The organism is Actinoalloteichus hoggarensis, assembly GCF_002234535.1.
GTDB classification, from domain to species: domain Bacteria; phylum Actinomycetota; class Actinomycetes; order Mycobacteriales; family Pseudonocardiaceae; genus Actinoalloteichus_A; species Actinoalloteichus_A hoggarensis.
The window spans coordinates 4,804,410-4,826,306 of the sequence record NZ_CP022521.1 but is presented as its reverse complement, the minus strand read 5'-3'; the positions used below and the strand labels follow the sequence as shown (position 1 = coordinate 4,826,306).

Annotated in this window: 19 protein-coding genes; 10 read left to right on the top strand and 9 right to left on the bottom strand. The window is 71.6% G+C overall.

What is annotated here, in order from left to right; genetic code table 11:
• Window positions 1-145: 145 nt before the first annotated feature.
• The gene (locus AHOG_RS30375; protein ID WP_211290462.1) at window positions 146-1,435 is read right to left on the bottom strand and encodes a GNAT family N-acetyltransferase; all 1,290 of its coding nucleotides are present in this window, start codon (window positions 1,433-1,435) and stop codon (window positions 146-148) included.
• Between the two features lie 667 nt (window positions 1,436-2,102).
• On the opposite strand from AHOG_RS30375, the gene AHOG_RS20505 reads away from it, so the two are divergent.
• The 8 genes from AHOG_RS20505 to AHOG_RS20460 all read left to right on the top strand — a co-directional run bounded on the left by AHOG_RS20505 (window position 2,103) and on the right by AHOG_RS20460 (window position 10,242).
• Window positions 2,103-3,425 (top strand): MFS transporter, encoded by a 1,323-nt coding sequence (locus AHOG_RS20505; protein ID WP_211290461.1) that lies wholly within the window; start codon window positions 2,103-2,105, stop codon window positions 3,423-3,425.
• A 41-nt stretch (window positions 3,426-3,466) separates the two neighbouring features.
• Complete coding sequence (locus tag AHOG_RS20500) at window positions 3,467-4,846, top strand: alpha/beta fold hydrolase (protein ID WP_169725891.1); 1,380 nt, start codon at window positions 3,467-3,469, stop codon at window positions 4,844-4,846.
• A gap of 536 nt (window positions 4,847-5,382) precedes the next feature.
• Window positions 5,383-6,186 (top strand): IclR family transcriptional regulator, encoded by an 804-nt coding sequence (locus tag AHOG_RS20490; RefSeq protein ID WP_093942790.1) that lies wholly within the window; start codon window positions 5,383-5,385, stop codon window positions 6,184-6,186.
• Between the two features lie 646 nt (window positions 6,187-6,832).
• Entirely contained in the window at window positions 6,833-7,006 is a 174-nt protein-coding gene (locus AHOG_RS20480) for a hypothetical protein (protein WP_169725890.1), read from the top strand.
• Window positions 7,003-7,878, top strand: coding sequence for an alpha/beta fold hydrolase (locus AHOG_RS20475; RefSeq protein ID WP_093942787.1), 876 nt, complete (start codon window positions 7,003-7,005; stop codon window positions 7,876-7,878). Before AHOG_RS20480 ends, AHOG_RS20475 begins: the two co-directional genes overlap by 4 nt.
• A complete protein-coding gene (locus tag AHOG_RS20470) occupies window positions 7,875-8,624 on the top strand; it encodes an SDR family NAD(P)-dependent oxidoreductase (RefSeq protein ID WP_093942786.1) in 750 nt (249 codons plus the stop codon). Before AHOG_RS20475 ends, AHOG_RS20470 begins: the two co-directional genes overlap by 4 nt.
• 117 nt (window positions 8,625-8,741) lie before the next feature.
• Entirely contained in the window at window positions 8,742-9,497 is a 756-nt protein-coding gene (locus tag AHOG_RS20465) for an SDR family NAD(P)-dependent oxidoreductase (protein ID WP_093942785.1), read from the top strand.
• Between the two features lie 202 nt (window positions 9,498-9,699).
• Window positions 9,700-10,242 (top strand): type II 3-dehydroquinate dehydratase, encoded by a 543-nt coding sequence (locus AHOG_RS20460; protein ID WP_093944649.1) that lies wholly within the window; start codon window positions 9,700-9,702, stop codon window positions 10,240-10,242.
• A gap of 221 nt (window positions 10,243-10,463) precedes the next feature.
• On the opposite strand, the gene AHOG_RS20455 is transcribed toward AHOG_RS20460, so the two are convergent.
• From AHOG_RS20455 to AHOG_RS20430, 6 genes are all read right to left on the bottom strand, one after another.
• Window positions 10,464-11,750 carry a cellulase-like family protein gene (locus AHOG_RS20455; RefSeq protein WP_093942784.1) on the bottom strand — a complete coding sequence of 429 codons (1,287 nt, stop codon included), beginning with the start codon at window positions 11,748-11,750 and terminating at the stop codon, window positions 10,464-10,466.
• A gap of 57 nt (window positions 11,751-11,807) precedes the next feature.
• Window positions 11,808-12,656: a carbohydrate ABC transporter permease gene (locus AHOG_RS20450; protein ID WP_093942783.1), complete on the bottom strand. Its 849-nt coding sequence runs from the start codon at window positions 12,654-12,656 to the stop codon at window positions 11,808-11,810.
• Window positions 12,653-13,636 (bottom strand): carbohydrate ABC transporter permease, encoded by a 984-nt coding sequence (locus AHOG_RS20445; protein WP_211290460.1) that lies wholly within the window; start codon window positions 13,634-13,636, stop codon window positions 12,653-12,655. The genes AHOG_RS20450 and AHOG_RS20445 overlap by 4 nt, the downstream gene beginning before the upstream one ends.
• The gene (locus tag AHOG_RS20440) at window positions 13,633-14,961 is read right to left on the bottom strand and encodes an ABC transporter substrate-binding protein (protein ID WP_093942781.1); all 1,329 of its coding nucleotides are present in this window, start codon (window positions 14,959-14,961) and stop codon (window positions 13,633-13,635) included. Before AHOG_RS20440 ends, AHOG_RS20445 begins: the two co-directional genes overlap by 4 nt.
• Window positions 14,954-17,407 (bottom strand): beta-galactosidase, encoded by a 2,454-nt coding sequence (locus tag AHOG_RS20435; RefSeq protein WP_211290459.1) that lies wholly within the window; start codon window positions 17,405-17,407, stop codon window positions 14,954-14,956. Before AHOG_RS20435 ends, AHOG_RS20440 begins: the two co-directional genes overlap by 8 nt.
• 399 nt (window positions 17,408-17,806) lie before the next feature.
• Window positions 17,807-18,352 (bottom strand): cupin domain-containing protein, encoded by a 546-nt coding sequence (locus AHOG_RS20430; protein ID WP_093942780.1) that lies wholly within the window; start codon window positions 18,350-18,352, stop codon window positions 17,807-17,809.
• Window positions 18,353-18,377: 25 nt separating this feature from the next.
• On the opposite strand from AHOG_RS20430, the gene AHOG_RS20425 reads away from it, so the two are divergent.
• Both AHOG_RS20425 and AHOG_RS20420 read left to right on the top strand, forming a co-directional pair.
• Window positions 18,378-18,935: a MarR family winged helix-turn-helix transcriptional regulator gene (locus AHOG_RS20425; RefSeq protein ID WP_093942779.1), complete on the top strand. Its 558-nt coding sequence runs from the start codon at window positions 18,378-18,380 to the stop codon at window positions 18,933-18,935.
• A gap of 184 nt (window positions 18,936-19,119) precedes the next feature.
• Window positions 19,120-19,869, top strand: coding sequence for a GTP pyrophosphokinase (locus AHOG_RS20420; RefSeq protein ID WP_245856349.1), 750 nt, complete (start codon window positions 19,120-19,122; stop codon window positions 19,867-19,869).
• A 168-nt stretch (window positions 19,870-20,037) separates the two neighbouring features.
• Here AHOG_RS20420 and AHOG_RS20415 read toward each other — a convergent pair whose 3' ends face one another.
• Window positions 20,038-20,553 carry a lytic polysaccharide monooxygenase auxiliary activity family 9 protein gene (locus AHOG_RS20415; protein ID WP_093942778.1) on the bottom strand — a complete coding sequence of 172 codons (516 nt, stop codon included), beginning with the start codon at window positions 20,551-20,553 and terminating at the stop codon, window positions 20,038-20,040.
• Window positions 20,554-21,097: 544 nt separating this feature from the next.
• Entirely contained in the window at window positions 21,098-21,682 is a 585-nt protein-coding gene (locus AHOG_RS20410; protein ID WP_093942777.1) for a helix-turn-helix domain-containing protein, read from the bottom strand.
• Between the last annotated feature and the right edge of the window lie 215 nt (window positions 21,683-21,897).

Sequence of the window (21,897 nt, the reverse complement as noted above, 5' to 3'; positions counted from 1 at the left end):
CGGCGCTGACCGATCCGACACTGATCGGTCCGGCCGTGACGCCGTCGTCCGGCGATGGGCGGCACCCGCGCGCCGTCGCACGGATGCCGCCCATCAGACCGATCGGCGAGGCTCGCGGGCCGTCACGCCGCCGAGCCTTCGGCCGTCAGACGCCGAAGGCCGCCGGATACCGGACGACACCCGTCGGGGTGGGCCTGGCGGCGTCGAGGGACAGGGCGAGGAAGGCGTCGTCCGGTGCCTCGAACGGTGCCGTGACGCCGAAGCCCGAGGCGGGCGCGAAGCCGAACCTCGGGTAGTAGGCGGCGTGGCCCAGGACGATGACCAGGTTCTCGCCCAGCAGGCGAGCGGCGTCGAGTCCGGCACGGACGGCGGCGGAGCCGGCGCCCCTGCCCTGCTGGTCGGGCCGCACCGCGCACGGGGCCAGCGCGAGTGCCGGTGCGTCGCCGACGTGGCAGCGGGTGAACAGGGTGTGTCCGACGACCTCGCCGTCCTCGTTCTCCACCACGATCGACAGGCCGTCGATCCAGGCCCGAGGGTCGGCGCGCAGCGCGTCGACCAGGTCGGCCTCCTCCTCGGTCGGGAAGGCCGCGGCGTTGACGGCGTGCACGGCCGCGAGGTCGGCGGCGGTCTCGGGCCTGGTCTTCCACATGGGCTGCTCGTCCTTCGTCGTCGGGCGCAGGACGTGTCCCGCGTAGTCGTAGTCGCCGCCATGGCGGCCCCGCGGCTCGATCTCGGCGGACGCCTCGGTCACCCCCGGTCGGGTGCTGTCCAGGGCGGTCAGCCGACCGAGGAGCGGCTGGTAGTACTCGTCCCGCCGGTCCGATCCCGGGAGCCGGTGGCGCGCCTCGACGGCGTAGCCCGCCGCCGCGGCGATCCCGTCATCGGCGGACCGACTCCGGAGCGGATACCGCTGCGCCCAGAAGTCGATCGTGGCCGGTGCGGGAGTCGGGCCGGTGAACTCGATCTCGGTGACGACGAGCGCGCCCGCTTCGGTGCGCCGCCGTCGCCGTCCGGTGAGCGCGGCGGCGAGGCCGATGTCGTAGACGGCCCCCCCACACCAGAGCAGGTCGAACGAGGCGTCCGGGAACGCCGAGCGCGTCCATCGAGCACCGCAGGACGCCGACCTGGTCGGCCAGGCCCGCGCGGTCGGCCGAGTCACGGAGCTGGTCGAGGTAGGGCTGGTGCAGGTCGATCCCGTCACCTGACCGCCGGTCGCGGCGGCAGGCACGAGGACGGAGCGGCCCGGCCCGCATCCCCGTTCGAGGATGCGGGGCCGCGGCGGCAGGGCGCCCGCCGACGCGATCGGCCGCGCGGTCGTGCCGTCCGAGCCGGCCCGCTGGCGGGGGAGATCGTGGTGGAGACGCAGCAGGGCGGCGTGGACGTCGCCCTGATCGGTGCCGTCGCCGGGCGGCGACGGGAGGATGTCGAATCCCATGTCGAGCCTTCGGAGTCGTGGACTCCGCGCTGCGAGCAGCGTGGCCGCCGGGCCACTCGAGGACGTCGAGTGGAAACGGTCAGGCCGGAGTCCGAACGATGCGGGTCTGGGCACGGCTGCCAGCGGCAGCGGCCTGCGCGGCAGACATCGACTCACGTCCTTCGGCGATCGACGGGCGGCGGGACATCGGCTCCGCCCGCGGCGAGGTTAGCACCACGCGAGGCGGGGACGGCAGCGATATTCGGCGACTCGTCGACGTCGACCGTGTCCGCCCCGTCCGATCGATCGCTCGGCCGCTCCCGCGCGTGCGCGGCACCCGAGTGCGCCGTCATCCGACCCGCCGTCCACGCGCCCGTCACCCACGCGCCCGTCACCCACAGGCGCCGCATCGTCCTCTCGTGACCCGTCGGTCCACGTCGTCGGGCCGCCGTCGCGGCGCGGGGCCATGCTGGCAGGTCAGGCGGCGCCGTACCGGTTCCCGGGCGGAGAAGGACGTCGAGCGCTCGGCCTCGTGCGCCGGCCGGTCCGCGGAGTCGTGTCGGCGACACCCCGGAGTCGGAGTCGGACGTCGTGCGGTCCGCCGCCGTTCGGATGGCAGGGCCGATGCTCCGACGGCCGACGTGGACGGGCCGGGAGCGACCCGGCGAGCGAGGGGAGGTGCGGCTCGATGGCGGAGTCTCCGGCGATGACGGGCGCGGCCTCCTCCGCACCCGTCCCGAAGGCACGGTGGACGCGGGTCGGTCTCCTGCTGTTCCTCATCTACCTGATCTGTTATGCCGATCGCTCGAACATCAGCGTCGCCGTGCCCGACATGGTGGAGCAGCTTCGTCTCTCCTCGACGGTCGCGGGCGTGCTGTTGTCGGCGTTCTTCTGGGGCTACGTCATCACGCAGATCCCCGGCGGCTGGGCGGCGAACCGGTTCAGCCCGAAGAAGGTCATCGTCGGCTCGCTGGTCGTGGTAGGCATCACGGCCTGCGCGACCGGCCTGACCAGCGACTACACCAGCCTGCTCGCCATCCGCTTCACCATGGGCCTGGCCGAGGGAACGGTGTTCCCGTCCTTCGCGGTGATGTTCCTGCGCTGGTTCCCCAGCATCGAGCGCGGCCGGGCCGTGAGCTTCACCCAGTACGCGCTGCCGGTCTCCTCGGCTCTGATGGCGCCGTTGGCGGGCTGGATGATCCACGTCTGGGACTACCGCACGATGTTCGTCCTCCAGGGACTGCCCGCGTTCTTCCTGGCACTGGCCTTCTGGGTGCTCGTCGCCGACGACCCGGCCGACGACCGCAGGCTCGACCCGCGAGAACGCGAGCTGATCCTGCGCGAGCGCGACGAGGAGACCACCTCCGAGAGCACCTTCCTGACGAGTCTGCGCAGGCCGGTGCTGTGGGCGCTGTGCCTCACCTACTTCCTGTGGATCACCGGGATGTACGCCTTCGGGCTCTGGCTTCCCTCGGTGATCTCGCAGTTCTCCGCCGCGGGCATCGACGCGGTCGGCTGGCTCACCGCTCTGCCCTACGCGGTCGCCGCCCTCGCGCTGTACCTGCTCTCCCGCGCCTCCGACAGGTCCAGCCACTCGCGGGGCTGGTTCGTGGCCGGTGCGATGACCATCGGCGGGGTGGCCCTGCTCGTCCAGTACGTCGTCGGGGACACGGTGTGGACGAACATGGCACTGCTGATCCTCACCGCGGTCGGGATCTACGGCGCGCTCGGCGCCTGGTGGACCTGGGCGCTCAGCAAGGTGCCGCGCAACCAGGCCGGCGCCTCGATCGGGCTGATCAACCTGTGCGGGAACTTCGGCGGCATCGTCGGACCGATCCTCGTCGGCGCGGTGTCCGCCCCCGACGAGGGCCCCGGCGGCGGCTTCTACGTCCTCGGTTTCGTGCTGCTTGCCGCGGCGGTGCTGGCCGCGGTGATCGCGGTGCGCAGCGACGGCCCCGCGGCGAGGGCACGGCTGGTCGGCGCGGCGGAACACCCGACGAGCCCACGATGACGGTGACGTGCCGAGTGGAGACCGGAGCCGCAGGAGGTGTGATGCCCACGATCGAGGTGCCAGGAGCCACCCTGTTCTATCGAGACGACTCGCAGGCGGACGGCCCCGTTCCGGAGCGCACGGCCGTCCTTCTGCACTCGCTGTTCTTCGACGGTTCGATGTTCGACCCGCTCCGCACGGCGCTCGGCACGAACACCCGCTTCCTGTGCCCGGATCTCCGAGGACAGGGGCGGAGCCGACCGACCCTGCTGCCGCCGGAGATGGACCGACTCTGCTCCGACACGGTCGCACTGATCGAGGCCGTCGGCGGCGGACGGGTCGACCTCGTCGGCAGCTCCCTGGGCGGCTATGTCGCCCTGCGGATCGCCGCGCGGCGGCCCGACCTCGTCGAGACCTGCGCCCTGCTGGGCTGCACCGCCGAGGCGGAACGACGGCCCGAGGTCTTCGCCGCGCTGGAACGGCGGCTCCGTGACCACGGTGCCGCGTCGAGCGTGGCCGAGCTGACCTACACCATGTTCGGCGACGAGTTCCTCGCCGATCCGGCGAGGGCGGCGGCACGTGGTCACTGGGAGCATCGCTTCGCCGGTCTCGACTCCACCGTCGCCGATGCCCTGCGCGAGGTCTCCCGGCGGCCCGGGGTCGTCGGCGAGCTCGCCCGGATCCGGGTTCCGCTGTTGCTGCTCGCGGGCGGGCAGGACCATGCCAAACGCCCTTCCGACCTGCGGGCGGTGGCCGACCGCGTCCCCGGGAGCAGACTCGTCGTGCTGCCCGGCGCGGGCCACACCCCTGTGGTGGAGGAGCCCGCCACCGTCGCAGCCGAACTGGATCGCTGGTGGCGGCGGCCCGTCCGTCCCACAGCGGACGACGGCAGGCGCGACGCCGAGTCGGCAGAGAGCGAGACGGCGTCGACGGCCGCGCCGCCGCGGCGCGATTCCCGCCCGCAGGATCTCCTACCGCCGGATCTCGCGGCGCCGCCGATTCGCGGGAGCGAGGCGAGGTCCGTCGTGTCCGCGGCCCGCGATCAGGCCACCACGCCGACACCGCCCGGGCCCGAGCAGCCGCCGGGCGTCGCCCCGGTCTCCCCGGCCGACCGTGCCCTGGTCGGGAATCGGTGCACCGACTGCGGCCGTCGGTTCTTCCCGGGCCGACGCCTCTGCTTCGGCTGTGGCGGCCTGGCCCTGGAGGAGGTGCTCCTGCCGCGCGAGGGAACGCTGTACTCCTACACCCGCGTGCACGTCTCCTCCGCGCCGCCGCCCTACACCCTCGGCTACGTCGACCTGGCCGAGGACGTCCGGGTGCTCGCCCGCATCGAGGGTCCTCCCGACCGCCTGCGCAGCGAGCTGCCCGTACGCCTGTGTGTCACGGAGGACGGCGACTGGTCGTTCGCTCCCATCGAGAGCGGGGGAGACGAGCATGCGTGACGACGTCGTCATCGGCGCCGGGGTGAGCCCGACGGAAGGGCACCGCGGGTCAGGCCGCCCGGACTCGTTCGGACCCCTCGTGCCGACGCGTGGAGGCCGGCCGGGCCGTGCCGCGGCGAGGCCGGCGCCGTCCACTAGACCCGCCGGGAGGCGGATCGTCCCCGACGCCGACCCCGCGGGCAGCCCCCTCGCCCACGCCGACGACGCCTGTCCGGGCGGGCCGGGCGTCCGCCGCGAGACTCCTCACGCCGTCGCCGACGGACACCACGAGACCGACCGGGTGGTCGGCGGACTCACCCGGTGCGGCGACGGCACGTTCCAGCGAGTGATCGAGGATCGGGACGTCCGGCGAGGGCGGTCCCGCGGGCGTCGGCGGAGTCGCACAGGTTGTGGAAGTCTGCTGGCAGGTGGCAGGCACCGCGGGCACCCGCACGGTCGACGGGGCGCGACCCGGCGTCACTCACGTGGCCGGGGCGCCTCCGGTCTCGACCACGGCGCGTGCACCGTGCACACCGTCGAGCGGGTGGGGTGAGTCGATGACGAGCACATCGAACAGGCAGGCCGGGACCGCGGAGAGCGTGGGCACGGCGGTCCGCACCGTCCGCGTCCTGGCGGCCCTGGCCGACGCGGACGGCCGAATCGGCGTCGGCGCGCTGGCCGAGAGACTGGAGCTGGCCACCTCGACGGTGCATCGGATACTCCAGCTGCTCAAACAGGAGGGCTTCGTCGCCGAGGAGGACGACACCCGGCAGTATCACGTGGGCCCGGAGTTCTACCGCGTCGCCGCCAGAGTGGTCGCCTCGCTCGACGTGGTCGAACTGGCGCGGCCCCACGTCCAGGATCTCGCCGACCAGTTCGACGAGAGCGTGCTGTTCGCGCTCTATCACGAAGAATCCAGGTCGCTGTCCTTCGCGGTGCGCGCCGACGGCACGAAGGCCCTGCAGTACCGCATCGACTTGAACCGGCCGTTGTCACTGGTCTGGGGGGCGTCCGGCAAGGCCATCCTGGCGTGGCTGCCCGAGCTGGAGATCCTGGAGATCCTTCGTCAGGAGAAGCCGTCCCCGGCGACCGGCGAGGAACTGCCGTCCCGCGGCGAGCTGTTCGCCGAACTGGAGCGGGTGCGCAGCACCGGCTACGCGGTCACCGGCGGCGAGAAGCTGCCCGAGGCGCGCGGCATCGCCGCACCGGTCTTCGGGCCCGCCGGCGTCGTCGGCTGCCTGTGCCTGACGTCGCCGAAGGACCGCACCCCCAATCGCAGCATTCCCGCGATCGGCGTCGCCGTGCAGGCCAAGGCCGCCGCGTTGTCCAGGGAACTCGGCACCAGGCCGCGTCCCGAGTGATCGAGGGGCGGCCGGACATGGACTCGCGACCATCCGGGACCGGTAGGGACGTCACCGGCGATCGGGCACCGCCGCATGGGAGCACGCTGATCGACTCCGCCGCGTGCCCGTGCGGCCCGCACCGTACGCGCGCCGCGACCGACCCGGACGTCGGGCTCGCCGGGCTCGTCGGGCTCGCCACGAGCGGATCACCGACGGGTGATTCCTGCCGAGCGATCCCGCCGTGCCTCGTCGACCAACGACCACCCGCCGCCTCGGGAACGACCGCGACGAGAAGCGCGTGGCCGTGGAACTCCCGAGACACGGCGTGCGGCACCCGGACCGCCGCATCGCCGCGGCCGACGCTGGTCACCGCCGATATCGAGCGGATGCGGTGTGGACTCTGCACGGTGCTGGGTGTGGACGAGCTGATCGGCGACGAACGCCCCCTCGGCGGCGGGGCGCGCCTCCGCCACCGTGCGGAACGGCGGGCCGCCTCGCCGAGGGAGTCCGCCCGCGACCGAGCACGGACCCGGGTGGCGCGACTCGTCCAGCACGGCGCTTCCGCCGCGCTGAGCGAGACCGTGGCCGAGTCCGTGGCGTCGCCACGCGGGCCCGCGACACGATCGTGGAATCGAACCCCGAGACGGGAGAGCAGGTGCCGGTGGTGGTGAACAGCGCAGCGCGATTCGTCGACGGTGGACCGATCCCGCCGCACCCTCCGCGTCGGCCGAGGCGGGACGGCCCCGGCGTGCTGTCGGGCCCGCTCGGGCCCGGTCAGGCCGAGTTCGGCGGGCTTCGCGTGGACGACGCGCTCGTCGCCAGGGAGGAGAACCGATGACCGTGCCCCCGTCACAGCCCCCGCCCGCACCGACCCGCCGCACCGTGCGGCGCGGCTCGGTCGACATCGCGTTCTGGACCAGCGGCCCCGCCGAGGCCCCGCCGATCCTGCTCCTGCATCCGGTCGGGCTCGACCATCACGCCTTCGACGAGGTGGCGGAACGGGTGGTCGACCGCTTCCGACTGGTGATCCCCGATTTGCGCGGACACGGCGAGACCCGCGCCGACGCCGCCGAGATGGGTCTGCCCGCGATGGCCAGAGACGTCTTGGCCGTCCTGGACGCCTTCGCCTCGGCCGACGCCTACGGCCCCGACCGGCCCGTGCATCTGGTGGGGCATTCGATGGGCGGCGTCGTCGCGGCGCTGATCGCCGCGAGCGCCCCGCGCCGCTTCGCCTCTCTCCACCTGGTCGCCACACCTGCCGAAGGCGGCCCGGTGTTCCGCGAGCGTGGTCAGGCCGCGCTGCGGTCCGGGATGACCGGGGTCGTCGACTCGACGTTGCGTCGCTGGTTCACCCAGGAGAGCCTCACGGCGGGCGTTCCGGGCGTCGACTACGCCCGAGAGCGGGTCCTGGCCATGGCACCGGATGTCTGGGCGGCGGCGTGGAACTCGCTGGCCGGCTTTCCCGGCTTCGGCGAGATCGGCCCGCGTCTGCCGCGCACTTACTGCGTCTCCGCCGGTCAGGACGTCTCCACGCCGCCGTCGGTACTCGCGCAGATCGCGGACGCCGTTCCCACCAGCGTCGCCCGCCACGTCGTCCCCGGCGCCGGGCATCTGCTCACGCTGGAGCGGCCCGCCGCCGTGGCGAGCCTGCTGGCCGACGACTGGGAGCTCTCCGGACAGCCCGCCGGCGGGATGGGAGAACTCGCATGACCGACTTCGCGGACCGCGTCGTGGTCGTCACGGGCGGGAACGCGGGCATCGGACGGGCGGTCGCCGAGGTCCTGCGTGACCGAGGGGCCGCCGTCCACATCCTCGATCGGGACGTCGAACGTCCCGCCGAGGGGGTCACGGCCTGGCGGGCCGACGTCACCGATCAGGACGAGGTGACGGCGGCGCTGACCGGGATCGGCGATCGGGAGGGCCGGGTCGACGTGCTGGTCAACAACGCCGGCGTGAGCCTCGTGGGCACCGTCGAGGACGGCGGACTCGAGGAGTGGCAGCGGCTCTACGACGTCAACGTGCTCGGCTATGTCCGCACGATCCGCGCCGCGCTGCCACTGCTGCGCCGGGGCGTCGACGCGGCGATCGTCAACGTCTCCTCGTGTACGGCGGCCTGCGGCCTGCGCCGCCGGGTCGCGTACTCCGCGACCAAGGGCGCGGTCCAGTCGATGACCAGGGCGCTGGCCGCCGATCTGATCGCCGAGCGCATCCGGGTCAACGCCGTCGAGCCGGGCACCGTGGACACCCCGTTCATGGCCGCGCTGGCCGCGTCGGCGCCCGACCCGGCGGCTCGTCGTGCCGGGTTCGAGGCGCGCCAGCCGACCGGCCGGATGGTCGAGCCGCGAGAGGTGGGGGAGGCGGTGGCCTACCTGGCGAGCCCGTGGGCGCACTCCACCGTCGGCACGGTGCTCACCGTCGACGGCGGACTGGCCGCCCTGCGCCTCACGGAGGCCTGAGATCGGCTCCGGCGCCGGATCGGGCGGCAGCCTCACCGGTGGCGGCACCGCCGCCCGGCCGCGGCACCGCGTGTCGTCCGACATGGGCGCTGCCCCGGGCAGAGACAGGAGGAGACCATGAGGTTCACGGATCGAGTGGCGGTCGTCACCGGTGGCGGACAGGGCATCGGTCGTGCCTACTGCCATGCCTTCGCCGAGCGCGGAGCGGCCGTGGTGATCGCCGACGTCAACGAGGGCACGGCCCGCGCGGTCGCCGAGGAGGTCACCGCGGCGGGCGGCCGAGCGTTGGCGGTGCCGACCGACGTCTCGGACAAGGAGAGCGTGGACGCCATGGTCCGCCGAACCGTCGCCGAGTTCGGCACCGTGGACATCCTCGTCAACAACGCCGCGGTCTTCTCCACCCTGACGATGCGTCCCTTCGAGGAGATCCCACTGGAGGAGTGGGAGCGGGTCTTCGCCGTCAACACCAGGGGCGTGCTGCTGACCACGCAGGCCGTCGCTCCGGTGATGAAGGCGAAGCGCTACGGCAAGATCGTCAACATCTCCTCCAGCGTGGTGACGACCGGTCGGGCGAACTACGCGCACTACGTCGCCTCGAAGGGCGCCGTCGAGGCCTTCAGCCGGGCGGCCGCCACCGAACTCGGCGCCTTCGACGTCAACGTGAATCTCATCCGGCCGCACGGCATCGTCACCGAGGTCCCGCGCGAGACGATCACCGACGACCAGTGGGACGGCATCATCGCCCAGCAGGCTTTGAAGCGGAAGGGCAGGCCGGTCGACGCGGTCGGAGCGGTGCTGTTCTTCGCCTCGGACGAGAGCGACTTCATCACCGGACAGTCGCTGCTGGTGGACGCCGGGCTTCGCTACGACTGACTCGATCCGCTCCCCTCGGGCACCGCGTGGCGGTGCGGTCCCGCTCGCCGCGGCGGCGACGCGAGGGGCGCCCGCAGGCGGAGTCTCCGCCCCGAGCCCGCCGACCTGCGCGGCGTCGGAAGACCGCCCGGCGCCTGCGCGCGGGCGCGGGACCCCGGTCGCCGGACAGGCCGATCACTGACCCATGACCGAGGAGCAGCCGATGACCGAGGACGTCCACGAGTACCGGATCGTGCGCCGAGGCGCCCGCGACCACCGCATCGCCGTCATCGACGGACCGAACATGTCCAACCTGGGCGCACGGGCGAAGAAGGTGTACGGCGACATCGGATCGCTCGACGACCTCAAGGCCTACGTGGCGGAGTTCGGGAGGCGGCTCGGGGTGACGGTGGAGAGCTTCTCCTCCAACTACGAGGGCGCGATCCTGGAGTACATCCACGAGTCCGCCGACCGCGTCGACGCCTACATCGTCAACCCGGCGGGTCTGACCACCGTCGGCGAGGGCATGCGGCACGCGCTGGAGGAGACGGGGCACCCGGTGGTGGAGGTGCACTTCGCCAACATCCAGGCGGGGGCGGGTCACGGACGCGGCCTCGGCGGCGGGTCCCTGACCTCCAGCTTCACCCACACCGCGACCGGGCTGACCATGGGTCTGCGCCAGTACAGCTACATCGGCGCGCTGACCGCCCTCGTCGCCGCCTTGGACGACGAGTGCTTCCTCGGTGCGCCGCGCGACGACGACTGACGCCGAGATCGTCGTCGCGCGGTGCTCTTCGCGGTGCCCGGCCGCCTCGATCCACCGTCGTCGCGGAGCCTGAGCGACACCGGGCCCGGGGCGCCGTCCGGACGACCGAGAGACACGTACTCCGATGAGAACGAGCAGGCCCGACCTCCGACCCCGCCACGAACTCCCCGCTCACGGACAGCTGACGGACGCCGCTCGAACGGGACGGCGTTCACGTCCGCCTACGCCAGGAACGCCTCGTTGCACTCGCGCTGCAACGCGACGTCGGCCCACATCGGGTGATGCGGCGCGGCGTTGGAGCAGACCACGGTCCCCACGGCACCCACTCGCGCCGACTCCGCGACGGCGCGGCGACAGAAGGCCGTGCCGATCGGCCCCTCCTCGAAGGTGCCGTGCAACGGCGTGTAACCGATCCAGCCCTCGCCGAACACCAGCGGCACGCCACGCTCGGCCGCCCAGTCCGCGGCGGCCGAGATCCACGTCGTCAGTCGCTGCTCCATCGCGAGTCGGTGCACGGCATAGCGCTCGTACAGCCAGGCGTCGAAGGCGATCGGATCGCACCAGTCGTGCAGGTACACCTCGCGGTCGCCGACGATCGTCGCATCCTGCCGCCACCGGTCTTCCTCGGGCGGCGACCAGTCGGCGAGGTCGGGCGCGTCGGGGCGCAGCAGTTCACGGCGGGCCCGCTCCTGTGGGAAGGGGCGGGTGGCATCCCGCAGCGCGAAGGCGTCCAACAGCTCGTCGAGCACTCCGTACACGTAGGGGTGGAACACGGCGACGTCGATGTCTCGGGGGATGCCGCGCAGCGAGCCCAGGGGCACCTCGGCGTAGTTCACCGTGACCGGCCGGCCCGGATGCCGTGCCCGGAAGCGGGCGATGCCGCGTTCCAGCCGTGGTCGCAGCGCCACGACGCGGTCCACGGCGCCCGCCTCCTCGGGGTGCTCGGCGTCCAGCCCGTCCGCGAGGTGGCCTGCCTGCACCTCGTTGTGCAGTTCGGTGAAGGCGATCCGGTCGTCCAGCCCGTGTTCGGCGAGGAAGTCCACCAGGTCGGCCAGCGCGTCGGCCAGCGCCTCGGCGCGGCGCTCGGGCTCGATGGCGTCGACCGCGTCGTGCCAGGCCCGGTCCGCGGCGAAGGCCGGGCTCTGCTGGTACTCCCAGCTGGAGAGGATCACGTGGCAGTCGTGCCGTCGGGCCGCCCGGAACAGGGCGAGCAGCTGCGCGCGGCCGTCGATCTCGGTGGTCTCGCGGACGTCGTACCAGCGCACCCGCTGCCCGTACTCGCCGCCGAGCGGACCGAGTCGCAGCGCGCTGGTGTCGATCCCGCTGCCGAACAGCAGCAACGGCATGGCGCAGATCCGGATGGTGTTGTACCCGCGCTCCACGGCCTGGGCGAAGGCGGCGTCGAGGTCGGCGAAGGGCTCGCCGGGTCCGGTGCGGGTGTACCAGCTGAAGTCCCACAACGAGATGGTCAGCCGGGGCGGAAGGTGCGCGGGCAGCGGCGTCGGCACGGTCGGGGTCTCCTTCGGGGTGGCGCGGGACGGCGTGTCGGTGCGACGGACGGGGATTCAGCTCTTGACGGCGCCCGCGGCCAGCCCCTCCAACAGTTGGCGGCGCAGCAGGAAGAACACCAGCAGGCTCGGCACGGCGGCGAGCACCGACCCCGCGAGCACGAGGTCGTACTGTCGGCCTGTCGCGCCGAAGAGCGCCTGGATGCCCAGCGGCAGCGTGTAGTCGCCCGGCTCGCTGATCACGATCAGCGGCCAGATGAGGCTGTTGTAGCTGTTGAGGAACGACCACACGCCGAGGGCTCCGAGCGCGGGCCGCAGCAGCGGGAGCACCACCCGGCGGAACAGCCCGAACTCGGTGCAGCCGTCCATGCGGGCCGCGTCGAGCAGCGCGTCGGGGACGGCCTGTTCGGCGAACTGGCGCATCATGAAGATGCCGAAGGCGGGCGCGATCCAGGGCACGACGAGGGCGAAGTACGGCTCGGTCAGCCGAGCCTTGGCGATCATGATGAACAGCGGCACCACGATGACCGCGAACGGCACGGCCAGCGAGCTGAACATGATGTTGAACAGGATCGTCTTGCCGCGAAAGCGGTACTTCGCGAACGCGAATCCCGCCAGGGAGCAGAGACCGACGGCCAGCACCGTGGACAGCAGCGCCACGACCGTGCTGGTGACGAACCAGCTCCAGAACGGCTGCTCGGCGAGCAGCGTCCGATAATTGTCCAGCACGGCGGGAGCGGGCAGCGGCTGCGGCGGATAGCTGAAGATGTCCGAGCGACTCTTGAACGACGAGGACAGCGCCCACAACAGCGGCAGCGCGAAGACCAGCAGCAGGCTGATCAGGAACCCGTAGAGCAGCAGCCGCCCGCCGGTGACCCGGCGAGGACGGTCGGTGACGGCGGTCATCGGACGTCCCTTCCCACCCCGAACACGCGGTTGGCCAGCAGCCCCAGCGTGAAGACGACGGCGAAGAGCAGGACGCCGGCCGCGGCGGCGTACCCGAGCTCTTGGCGCTGGAAGCCCGCGCGATAGATGAACATCGCGACCGACAGCGTCGACTCGCCGGGACCGCCCTGGGTGAGCAGGAACGGCTCGTCGAAGATCTGTGCGGTGTTCACCAGGACGGTGACGGCGATGAACGCGGTCACCGGTCGCAGCGCGGGCAGGGTGACGTCGATGAATCGGCGCACCGGTCCGGCGCCGTCGATGGCGGCCGCCTCGTACAGCTCCTTCGGCACGTTCTGTAATCCGGCCAGGAAGAAGATGGTCAGATAGCCGGTCCACCGCCACAGCACCAGCACGGTGACGCTGACCTTCGCCCACAGTGGATCGCCGAGCCAGTCGATCCCGCCGAAGCCGAACACCGCGCGCAGCAGTCCGTTGACGATGCCGAACTCGCGCTCGAAGAACAGCCCGAACACCAGCGTGATGACGATCGGGGAGATCACCACCGGCATGAAGTAGGCGAGCCGGAACATGTCTCGGCCCCGCAGACCCCGCGCGTTGAGCGCCTGGGCGATCAACAAAGCGGCGGGCACCACGACGCACATCGTGAACAGCACGTACACGGCGGTGTTGCCCACCGCGATCCAGAAGCCGCGGTCGCCGAGGAGGTCCTGATAGTTGCGCAGGCCGACCCACTCCGGAGTGCCGAGGCCGGCCCACTCCGTGCCGCTCAGATACAGGCCCACCAGGATCGGGACCACGAAGAACAGCCCGTAGAGCAGGAAGAACGGCGAGACGAACACGTACGGCGCCAGCCGCACCTGGTGGCGCGACCACCAGCCCGCGGGCTTCTCGAGTTCGGCACCCCGGGATTCCGAGTCGTGCCGACGCCTGCTGGTCGGGTTCGTCCTGGTCGAGTTCGTCCTCATCGGGTTCGTCATCGCCTGACCTGCTCTCGGTAGGCGGCCATGGCCGCCTCGATGGCGGCGGCGGGCGAGCTGCGCCCGCGCACCGCGTCCAGCACCGGGCCGCCGAGGGCGTCGGTGAGGACCTGCATGGCCGGTGCCTGGTGGAACAGCGGCAGGTCCTCGGCCGCCGGGGCGTAGACGTCGAAGACCCGCTGACCGCCGAGATACTCGTCGCGGACGTCGACCAGCTCGGGGTCGCGATAGAGCGACCGCAGCGTCGGCAGGAAGCCGCCGGAGTGGTAGCGCAGGAGCTGTCCCTCTCGGGTGAGGAAGACGCGGCTCAGCAGGTCCAGCGCGGCTCCGCTGCCCGCCTTGTCCTTGAGGACGGTGAACCCGGTGCCGCCGAGGGTGGAGGCGAGATGCCCGCCCGCGTCGAAGCGCGGCAGGGTGCGCATCCGCCACCGGCCCCGCTGATCGGGCACGTTGGCCTGGAGCCCGTAGGCGTTGTACCAGTTCGGCATCGCGATGGCGGCCAGCCTGCCGGACTTCAGCGCGGCGGCCGCGGCGCTGCTGTACGGATCGGGCAGGCCCAGCAGGAACCCGCTGCGCACGCCCTCGGCCATGAACGACAGCACCTCGACGGCCTCCGGCGACTCCAGCCGGACCTCGCCCGTCTCGTCGAACACTCGGCCGCCGCGTTGCAGATAGAACTGGAAGAAGCTGTTGGCTACGGCGAGGTTGTCCCCGGTGGCGACGGTGCCGAGGCTGATCTCGTGGTCGCGGCTCAGCCGTTCGCCGTGTTCGGCCAGCTCCTCCCAGGTCGCCGCGTCCTCGGGAACGCCGTGTTCGGTGAAGAGGTCCTGTCGGTAGTAGAAGACGGTGATCGAGTTGTCGGCGTCCAGGCTGTAGGGCCTGCCGTCCACCGTGTACGGCGCCAGCTTCAGCAGCTCCTCGCCCAGCGGCGCCACCACGTCGGAGAGGTCGACGAAGAGGTTCTCCGCGATGGACGAGCCCATCACCCTGGCGAACTGATCGATGACGAGGCCGACCAGGTCGGGCGTGTTGCCGTCGGCGATCGCCTGGGTGATCATCCGGGTGATGATGTCGGGCGGGGCGGCGTTGGTGATCTCGAGCCGGAAGTCGAACGCGGAGTCGCCGACCAGGTCGGGATCGGCGATCGCGGTCTCGAAGGTGCGCACGTAGCCGGGATCGTGGGTCCACAGTCGGATGTCCACCGGGCCCGCGGTCCTCGGCGTGCGATCGGGTGTCCCGCAGCTCGTCAACAGCGGGGCGCCGAGGAGGCCGAGTCCGGCCGCCGCCACGCCGCGCAGCAGCGTGCGGCGATCGAGGTCAGGCATCGCGTCCCTCCCATTCCGGACGTAGGGTGATCCGATGCGTCCGGCTGAGCCGGGCGTGCTGGATCTCGGGCCGGGCCCCGGCCGGGGCGAACCGATGACGCACGGCGGGGTCGACGTAGACGCGGGCGTCGGCCGGGCGCGGCAGCACACGGATCTCGATGCCGTGCCGAAGCACGTCGTCGGCGATGCGACGCAGACCCACGTCCCAGTCCGGGCCGAACCAGAAGTGGTCGGCGACGAGCCGCCCGCCCACGTAGGCACGGGCGACGTCACCGGTGTAGGTCAGGCGGAGGAGCACCTCGGCGTCGCCGTCGAAGGCGCGTTCGTCCACGGTGACGTGGAAGGTCGCGGCGTTCTCGAAGTCCGCGTCCGTCGGGGCCGAGGCCCGCTGGTGCGGACCGCCCGTGCGGGCCGGCGGCACCGCCGCCTCATCCGCCGAGCGGACCAGCCGGGGCCGCGGCGGCGCGCCCGCCGTGGTGACCTGCCACGCGGCGAAGACACCGTCGTCGTCGATCCGCTCGGCGCCGACCAGACTGGCGGGGGCGGGCAGCATCGCGACGGTGACGACGTCGTCCACGCCCTCGACACGCAGGACGTCGCCGTCCGGGACGACGGGGTCGTCGCACAGCACGAGCGTGTCCACCCCGGCGATCTCCGATCGTTGGAGCCGCAGGGCGTCTGCCTGACCGAGTACCAGCACCTCGGCGGCGCGTCCGGACTCGTCAATCACCGAGAACCGTGCGTCGGTGCCGGGCCGCGACACGGTGACGACGGTGCGGCCGTCGACCTTCTCGACCGCGGCCTGCCCGTCGATCGACACCGGGGCGGCGAAGGCGAACTGCGCGTCGATGCCCTCGGCGGCGGCGAAGACGGAGAGCGGGACGCCGTCGACGGTGAGCCGGGCGAGCGGCTGGGCGCTGGCCCAGTCGAGCCGCTGCCCGCCCGCCAGCGAGTAGCCGATCGGCCAGACGAAGTGCGCCCCGCCGGGGATCGTCACCGGCCGGACGGGCAGCCGGACGGTCGCCGCGGCCTGCCGGACCTCGAAACGGACGTCGGCGTGGTCGGGCAGCGGCTCGTGCGGCTGATGATTGTTGACGAACAGGAAGCCGCGGCGGCCGTCGGATCGCACCGACCAGCGCAGGATCTCGCGGTCGTCCAAGCCCTCGGGCACGGCGTCGGGCAGCTGTACCGGCAGATCGGCGAGGTCGGAGCCCGAATCGCGGAGGAACAGATGCTGGACCCGCAGGGCGTGGAAGGACGGCCGGACCTGGCCGTACTCGCCGAGCGGCGCCTGGAAGTCGTAGTTCACCACGGGCAGGTCGTTGGGGTAGCCGGTCTCGTGGGACTCCTGATTGGGCGTCGGAAGGTCCTGTCGTTGCGAGCAGCCGTGATAAAGGTAGTAGCCCTGCCACACCGATCCGCTGCCCAGCTTGGCCAGCGCCAGGGCCGAGATGTCGGCGGCCGGGATCAGCGGCCTGCGGTGATAGGCGATCGCCATGCCGCCGCCCAGCTCGCAGGTGGCATAGGGATAGCGGCGATCGTCCGGCGGAACGTGATCGGCGCTCGCCCCCGCGGGGACGGCGGGCCGCAGATCGGCGCCGATGGCGTGATCGTCGCGGATCGAGGTGAAGAAGTAGTGGCACCGCATCTCGCGGGCCCACCCGTCGGCCGCATCCGCCCAGAACGCCTCCGGATAGCCGCCGTACAACGGCAGCAGCACGTCGGGCGGGAGCCGTGGCGCCCCCCAGCCGGTCGCGGTCCACAGCGGCGCGTCGATGCCCGCCGCCTCGGCCATGGTCCGGAGCGTGGCCAGATGGCCCGGCTGGTCGTACAGCTCGTTCTCCACCTGCACCGCGACGATCGGCCCGCCCTCGTTCCAACTCAGGCCCGCGAGTTCGCGGCCGATACGCGCGTAGTAGTCGGCCACCAGGGCGAGGTAGGCGGGGTCGTCGGTGCGGGGCACGCACTCGACGGCGGCGAGCCAGTCCGGGAACCCGCCGTCGCGGCACTCGCCGTGGGACCACGGGCCGATGCGCACCGCCGCCGCCAGTCCCAGCTCGCCGCACAGTCGGACGAATCGGCCGATGTCGCGTGATGCGTCGAAGCGGAATTCGCCGCGCGTCGGCTCATGGTGGTTCCAGAACAGATAGGTGGCGACGACGTCGATGCCGCCCGCACGCATTCTGCCGAGTTCCGTCCGCCATTCCTCCGCCGGATAGCGGCTGAAATGGAATTCGCCCATGACGGGAATCCAGGGCCGTCCCGCTCGCCGGATAGCGCGGCCGTCCACCGAGATCGGGTGTTCGGCGTCGTCCGGGGTGCCCATCGGCAGATGCCCGGACAGCGGCGGGGCATGGTCGAGCACATGCAGGGACGGCATGTCCGGCTCCTGAACTCCGATGGTCAGCGGCGGACTCATCCTGTGCAGGGCTCTGACGAGTGTCAAGATCTATTCATAATTAATGATCACCGTCGGCCGTGATCGGCCGGTGTCGGGGATCTGCGCGGGAGGGTGCGTCATCCGATACCTGCCACGTCGCGAACATGATCGTCGGGTCGGTCCTGTCCGACGACCCCGTGGCCCGATTCGGCCGGCGCCTCGGTGGCAGGTGCCGGCCGGGCGGGCATCCGTCGCCTTTCGTCTTTCGCCGTCCCCATGGCGGTGAAGGCGCGCGGCCGGAGTCGCCTCGGTGGTCGAGGAAGACGGCGGACGAGGTTCGTGGTCCGGCGTGGAGAGCCTCCGGCTGCCGTCGATTCGGTGTTCCGCGGTGTCGTGAGGCGGCGGTGTGGAATCCCGTTCGGCCCGCCCGCCTTCTCTCGGGCGGCTTTCGACGTCGGCTCGCGTTCATCTCACGCCGGAGTCGTTCGCGGGCCGGGACGAATTCCGCCGGAGCAGTCGCGCGAGTCGGGCCAGACCGCCGAAGAGGAATCGTTGCAGCCAGGCGGGCGGGCCCGCGATGTATCCGTCCTGCAGTTCCCACAGCAGCCCGAGATCGAGGGGATTGGTCGGCACGCCCGCGCGGGTGGTCCGGCCTCGGCTGTCGAGTTCGTGCCAGAACTCGAACATCCGACGGTGCTGCAGCGGGGGCCGCGCCACGTAGTCGAGGACGAGGTCCGGCGTCTCGCTCCAGAACTCGTGGACCTGGCGGGGGAGGATGGTCAACTCGTCGCCCGGTCCCGCCGTGTGGTCGCGGCCGTCGACCCGGAAGCGAGCCCGGCCCCGCACCACGCGGAAGTGCTCGCGCAGGACGGGATGCCAGTGCGGCCCCGCCAGTCTCCCGCTGGTCGGCCAGCGGTGCTCCATGCGCAGGAACTCGCCGTCGTCGTCGTGGCCCTGCGCCACGAACCGCACGCTGTGGCCGTCGCGGAACACCAGTTCGTCACCGTTCATAGATGAGAAGGTATCCTTCCTAATTATGGATGCGCCAGCGGGTCACCCGACGTTGCTGCGACTGCTCGTCGAGACGGTGCGTGCGTTCGAGCACCAGCTCCACGCGGACCTGCTCGACGCGACGGCGGATCTGCGGCCCGCCCACTACGCCGTGTTCCGTCACCTGTCGCCCGAGGGCAGCCGGATTCGCGACCTCGCCACGGCGGCGGGAATGACCCCGCAGGCGATGGGAGAGCTCGTCGCGCACCTGGCCGCCGCCGACTACGTCGAGCTGCGGCGCCATCCCGCCGACGGGCGAGCCCGCCTCGTGGTGGCCACCGATCGGGGGAACGCCGCGTTGTCGCGGGCCGCCCAGCGCCTCCGCGACCTCGAAGCCGCGCTCGCGGCCCGGCTCGGCGCGGACCGGGTGCGGGGACTGGCCGACGTGCTCGCGGAGATGCTGCCGGCGTTGTCCGACCCGGAACTGGCTTCCGCTGCGGACGGCACGGCGACGAACGGCACGGCGACGAACGGCACGGGGGCCGCCGGTTCGGCGACGGGAGGCATGGTCACGGACGGCGAATCAGCGGGGCCGACGCCGTGAGCGCCCGCACCGCAGGCGACGTCGATCCGAGCAGGCGACCGCCGGGGCGATCGGACGCCGCCGCTCGCCCCCGCACCCGCACCCGCACCGACTCGGCAACCGCCCGTCGATCGACCCGTTCGACCTGGTCGGCGGGTCGGAGGCCTACGCGGCCGCGTCGTGTCGGACCGAGGCAGAATGAGGCGTGGACATCGAGGAGGAACTGGACGGCATCCGTCGTCAGCGGGCGCGTTTCACCGACTTCATGCTCGGCTACAAGTTCGCCATAGACGAGATGATCACGAAGATCAACATTCTTCGTGAGGACTTCAACAACACGAACGAGTACAACCCGATCGAGCACATCAGCTCTCGGTTGAAGACGCCGCGGAACATCGTCCGCAAGGTGCGCCGGAAGAACTTCCCGCTCAGCTTCGAGAGCATGCGGGACAACATCCTCGACATCGCCGGCGTGCGGGTGACCTGCAGCTTCATCTCGGACATCTACAAGATTCGGGACATGATCGCCGAGCAGGAGGACGTGACGATCTTCGAGGAGCGCGACTACATCGCCCGCCCCAAGGCGAGCGGTTATCAGAGTCTGCACCTGCTCGTCGAGATCCCGGTCTTCCGCGCCAGGGGCACGGAGCGCATCCCGGTGGAGCTGCAGATCCGCTCCATCGCGATGGACTTCTGGGCCAGCCTCGAGCACAAGATCTACTACAAGTACGACGGGCACGTCCCCGACGACCTGCAACGCGAACTCATCCAGGCGGCCGACGTCGCGAGCAGGCTCGATCGGACGATGGAGGGCCTGCACGAGTCCGTCCGGCAGGGCGAGGCCGTAGAACCGGCCGCCGAGGCGGATCAGGAGGCCGAGGAACGGTTACGGGAGGCCGAGGCGGCCGAGTTCCTGAACCAGCTGGCTCGGGAGACCGCCCCGGCGGCGGGCTGATTCACCGGCGGTACGGTGCGCGACGCCGACCGGACACGCTCATCAGTCTCGCCGCCCCCCACTCGTGGGCTCGCGCGGACGACACGGCGGGCATGGTGCGCCGGGGCGGGCCCCGAGTGCTCGACCCGCCCCGGCACGCCGTCGACAGACGGACGCCGTGCCCTCGTCTCAGCTGATGTTCACGTCGATACAGGCGTAGAAGGCCATCGGGGTGTCGGCGATGTTCCACACGGCGAGCACCTTCTGCCTGCCGCTCACGTTGCCGAAGTCGACCTGATGCGAGACGGTCTCGCCGGGGCGGGCGCCGCCGTCGTCGAACTCGGCGACCTTGGTGCCGCCTGCGTAGTACTGCCAGGTGGTGGTGGCGTGGGAGACGGTCAGGGTCCAGTTGAAGCTGGTGGTGCGCCCGACCGGGGTGACCGTCCAGCCCTTGCCGTCGTCGTCGAGCTCGCTGAATCGACCGTTGCCGCCGCTGCAACTGGTCAGGCCCTTGGGGCCCTCCACGCTCTGCGGCTCCCATTGAATGTCGCCGCACGGCACGGTCCGCGCGGCGCATTGCGCCTGCCTGCTCGGCGGATCCGACACGTACCCGTGAGCACTCGCCGTGCCCGTCGGAATGCTCACGAGGAGAAGCGGCGTGATCGCGGCTCCGGCGAGGGCCGCCGAGAACTTCTTCTTGCGCATGTCTACTCCCTCATCGAGGACGCCGCCGACAATGCGTCAGAACCGGTGTGTCATCGACGCCGGAATCCGTTGTCGGCGACTGCAGGGGACGTGAGGAGGAAGGCTCCGGCAGAGCCGTGACCACGGCGATCCGGCGGCCGTCGACCGCCATCCGGCCTGCTCAACCCCGACTCTGGGGAGCTTGGTCTAGACCTTAGCAGTCGACGGACGGCGGTCAATGGTCTTTCCGTGACGCATTCATGCCACTTTCTCGTCGACTCCGTTCACCGATGATCACCGTTGTCGGAATGCGGTCCTTCCGTCGCGGGGGACGGCGATGGAGTCGGTATCCGCGGATGTGGAATCCGTGGTGATCAATACCCGGTCCGGCGACCGCCGATGCGGGGGCGTCCGCGTATCACGGACGGATATCGTCGCCGGACGTCCGGTGTCGGCACGACGTGGCTCGGGCGCCATCGGCGTGGACCGCGCGCCACACGACCCGCCGGCTCGTCGGGGGTCGCCGTGCTCGCCGCGCCGGGCGGTCGGAGAAGGCGTGCGCCGCTCAGTCGCGCCGGTAGCGGGCACGCAGGTGAAACCGCTCGCCCTGCGGTCCGAGGATGCTCAGATACTCCACCGGCTCGCTGTCGGCGTTGCCGAACCAGTGCGGCAGGTGGGTGTCGAACTCGGCGACCTCGCCGGGAGCGAGCACCAGGTCCTGGTCCCCGAGTACGAGGCGCAGGCGCCCGTCGAGGACGTACAGCCAGTGATAGCCCTCATGCGAACGGGGATCGGGGGTGCCTCTGCTCCGGCCCCCCGGAATGATCTGCTTGTACACCTGGAGCCCGCCCGGCCTGCGGGACAGCGGCAGGATGGTCATGCCGTGCCGGGTCACGGGGCGGGGATACAGCCGGGGATCTCCGGTCGGCGGGGCGTCCACGAGCTTGTCCAGCGGAATCTGGTAGATCCTGGCCAGCGGCAGCAGCAGTTCGAGGGTCGGCCTGCGCTGTCCCGACTCCAGCCGGGACAGCGTGCTGATCGGGATGCCGGTGCTCTCCGCGAGCGTGGCCAGCGTGGCCCCGTGCCTGCGACGCAGCTCGCGGAGTCGAGGGCCGATCGCATCGAGCACGGCATCGACGTCGTCCGTCATGTCCCTATTGCAGTTTCCGCAAATCTCGTTGTCAATCCAGCGCGGAGCCCAGCAGGATCGACGGCGATCACGACGGTCGCCGCCGGCCGCGGGCGGGCAGCCCGACGGGCGTCGTCGGCGGGCAGATCGGCGAATCGCGGATCCGAGGGGCGCCGCTCGCCGAGCGCCGGGCGACCGTCATCGCCGCGGCCGCGCCCGGTCGTCGGAAGCTCGGG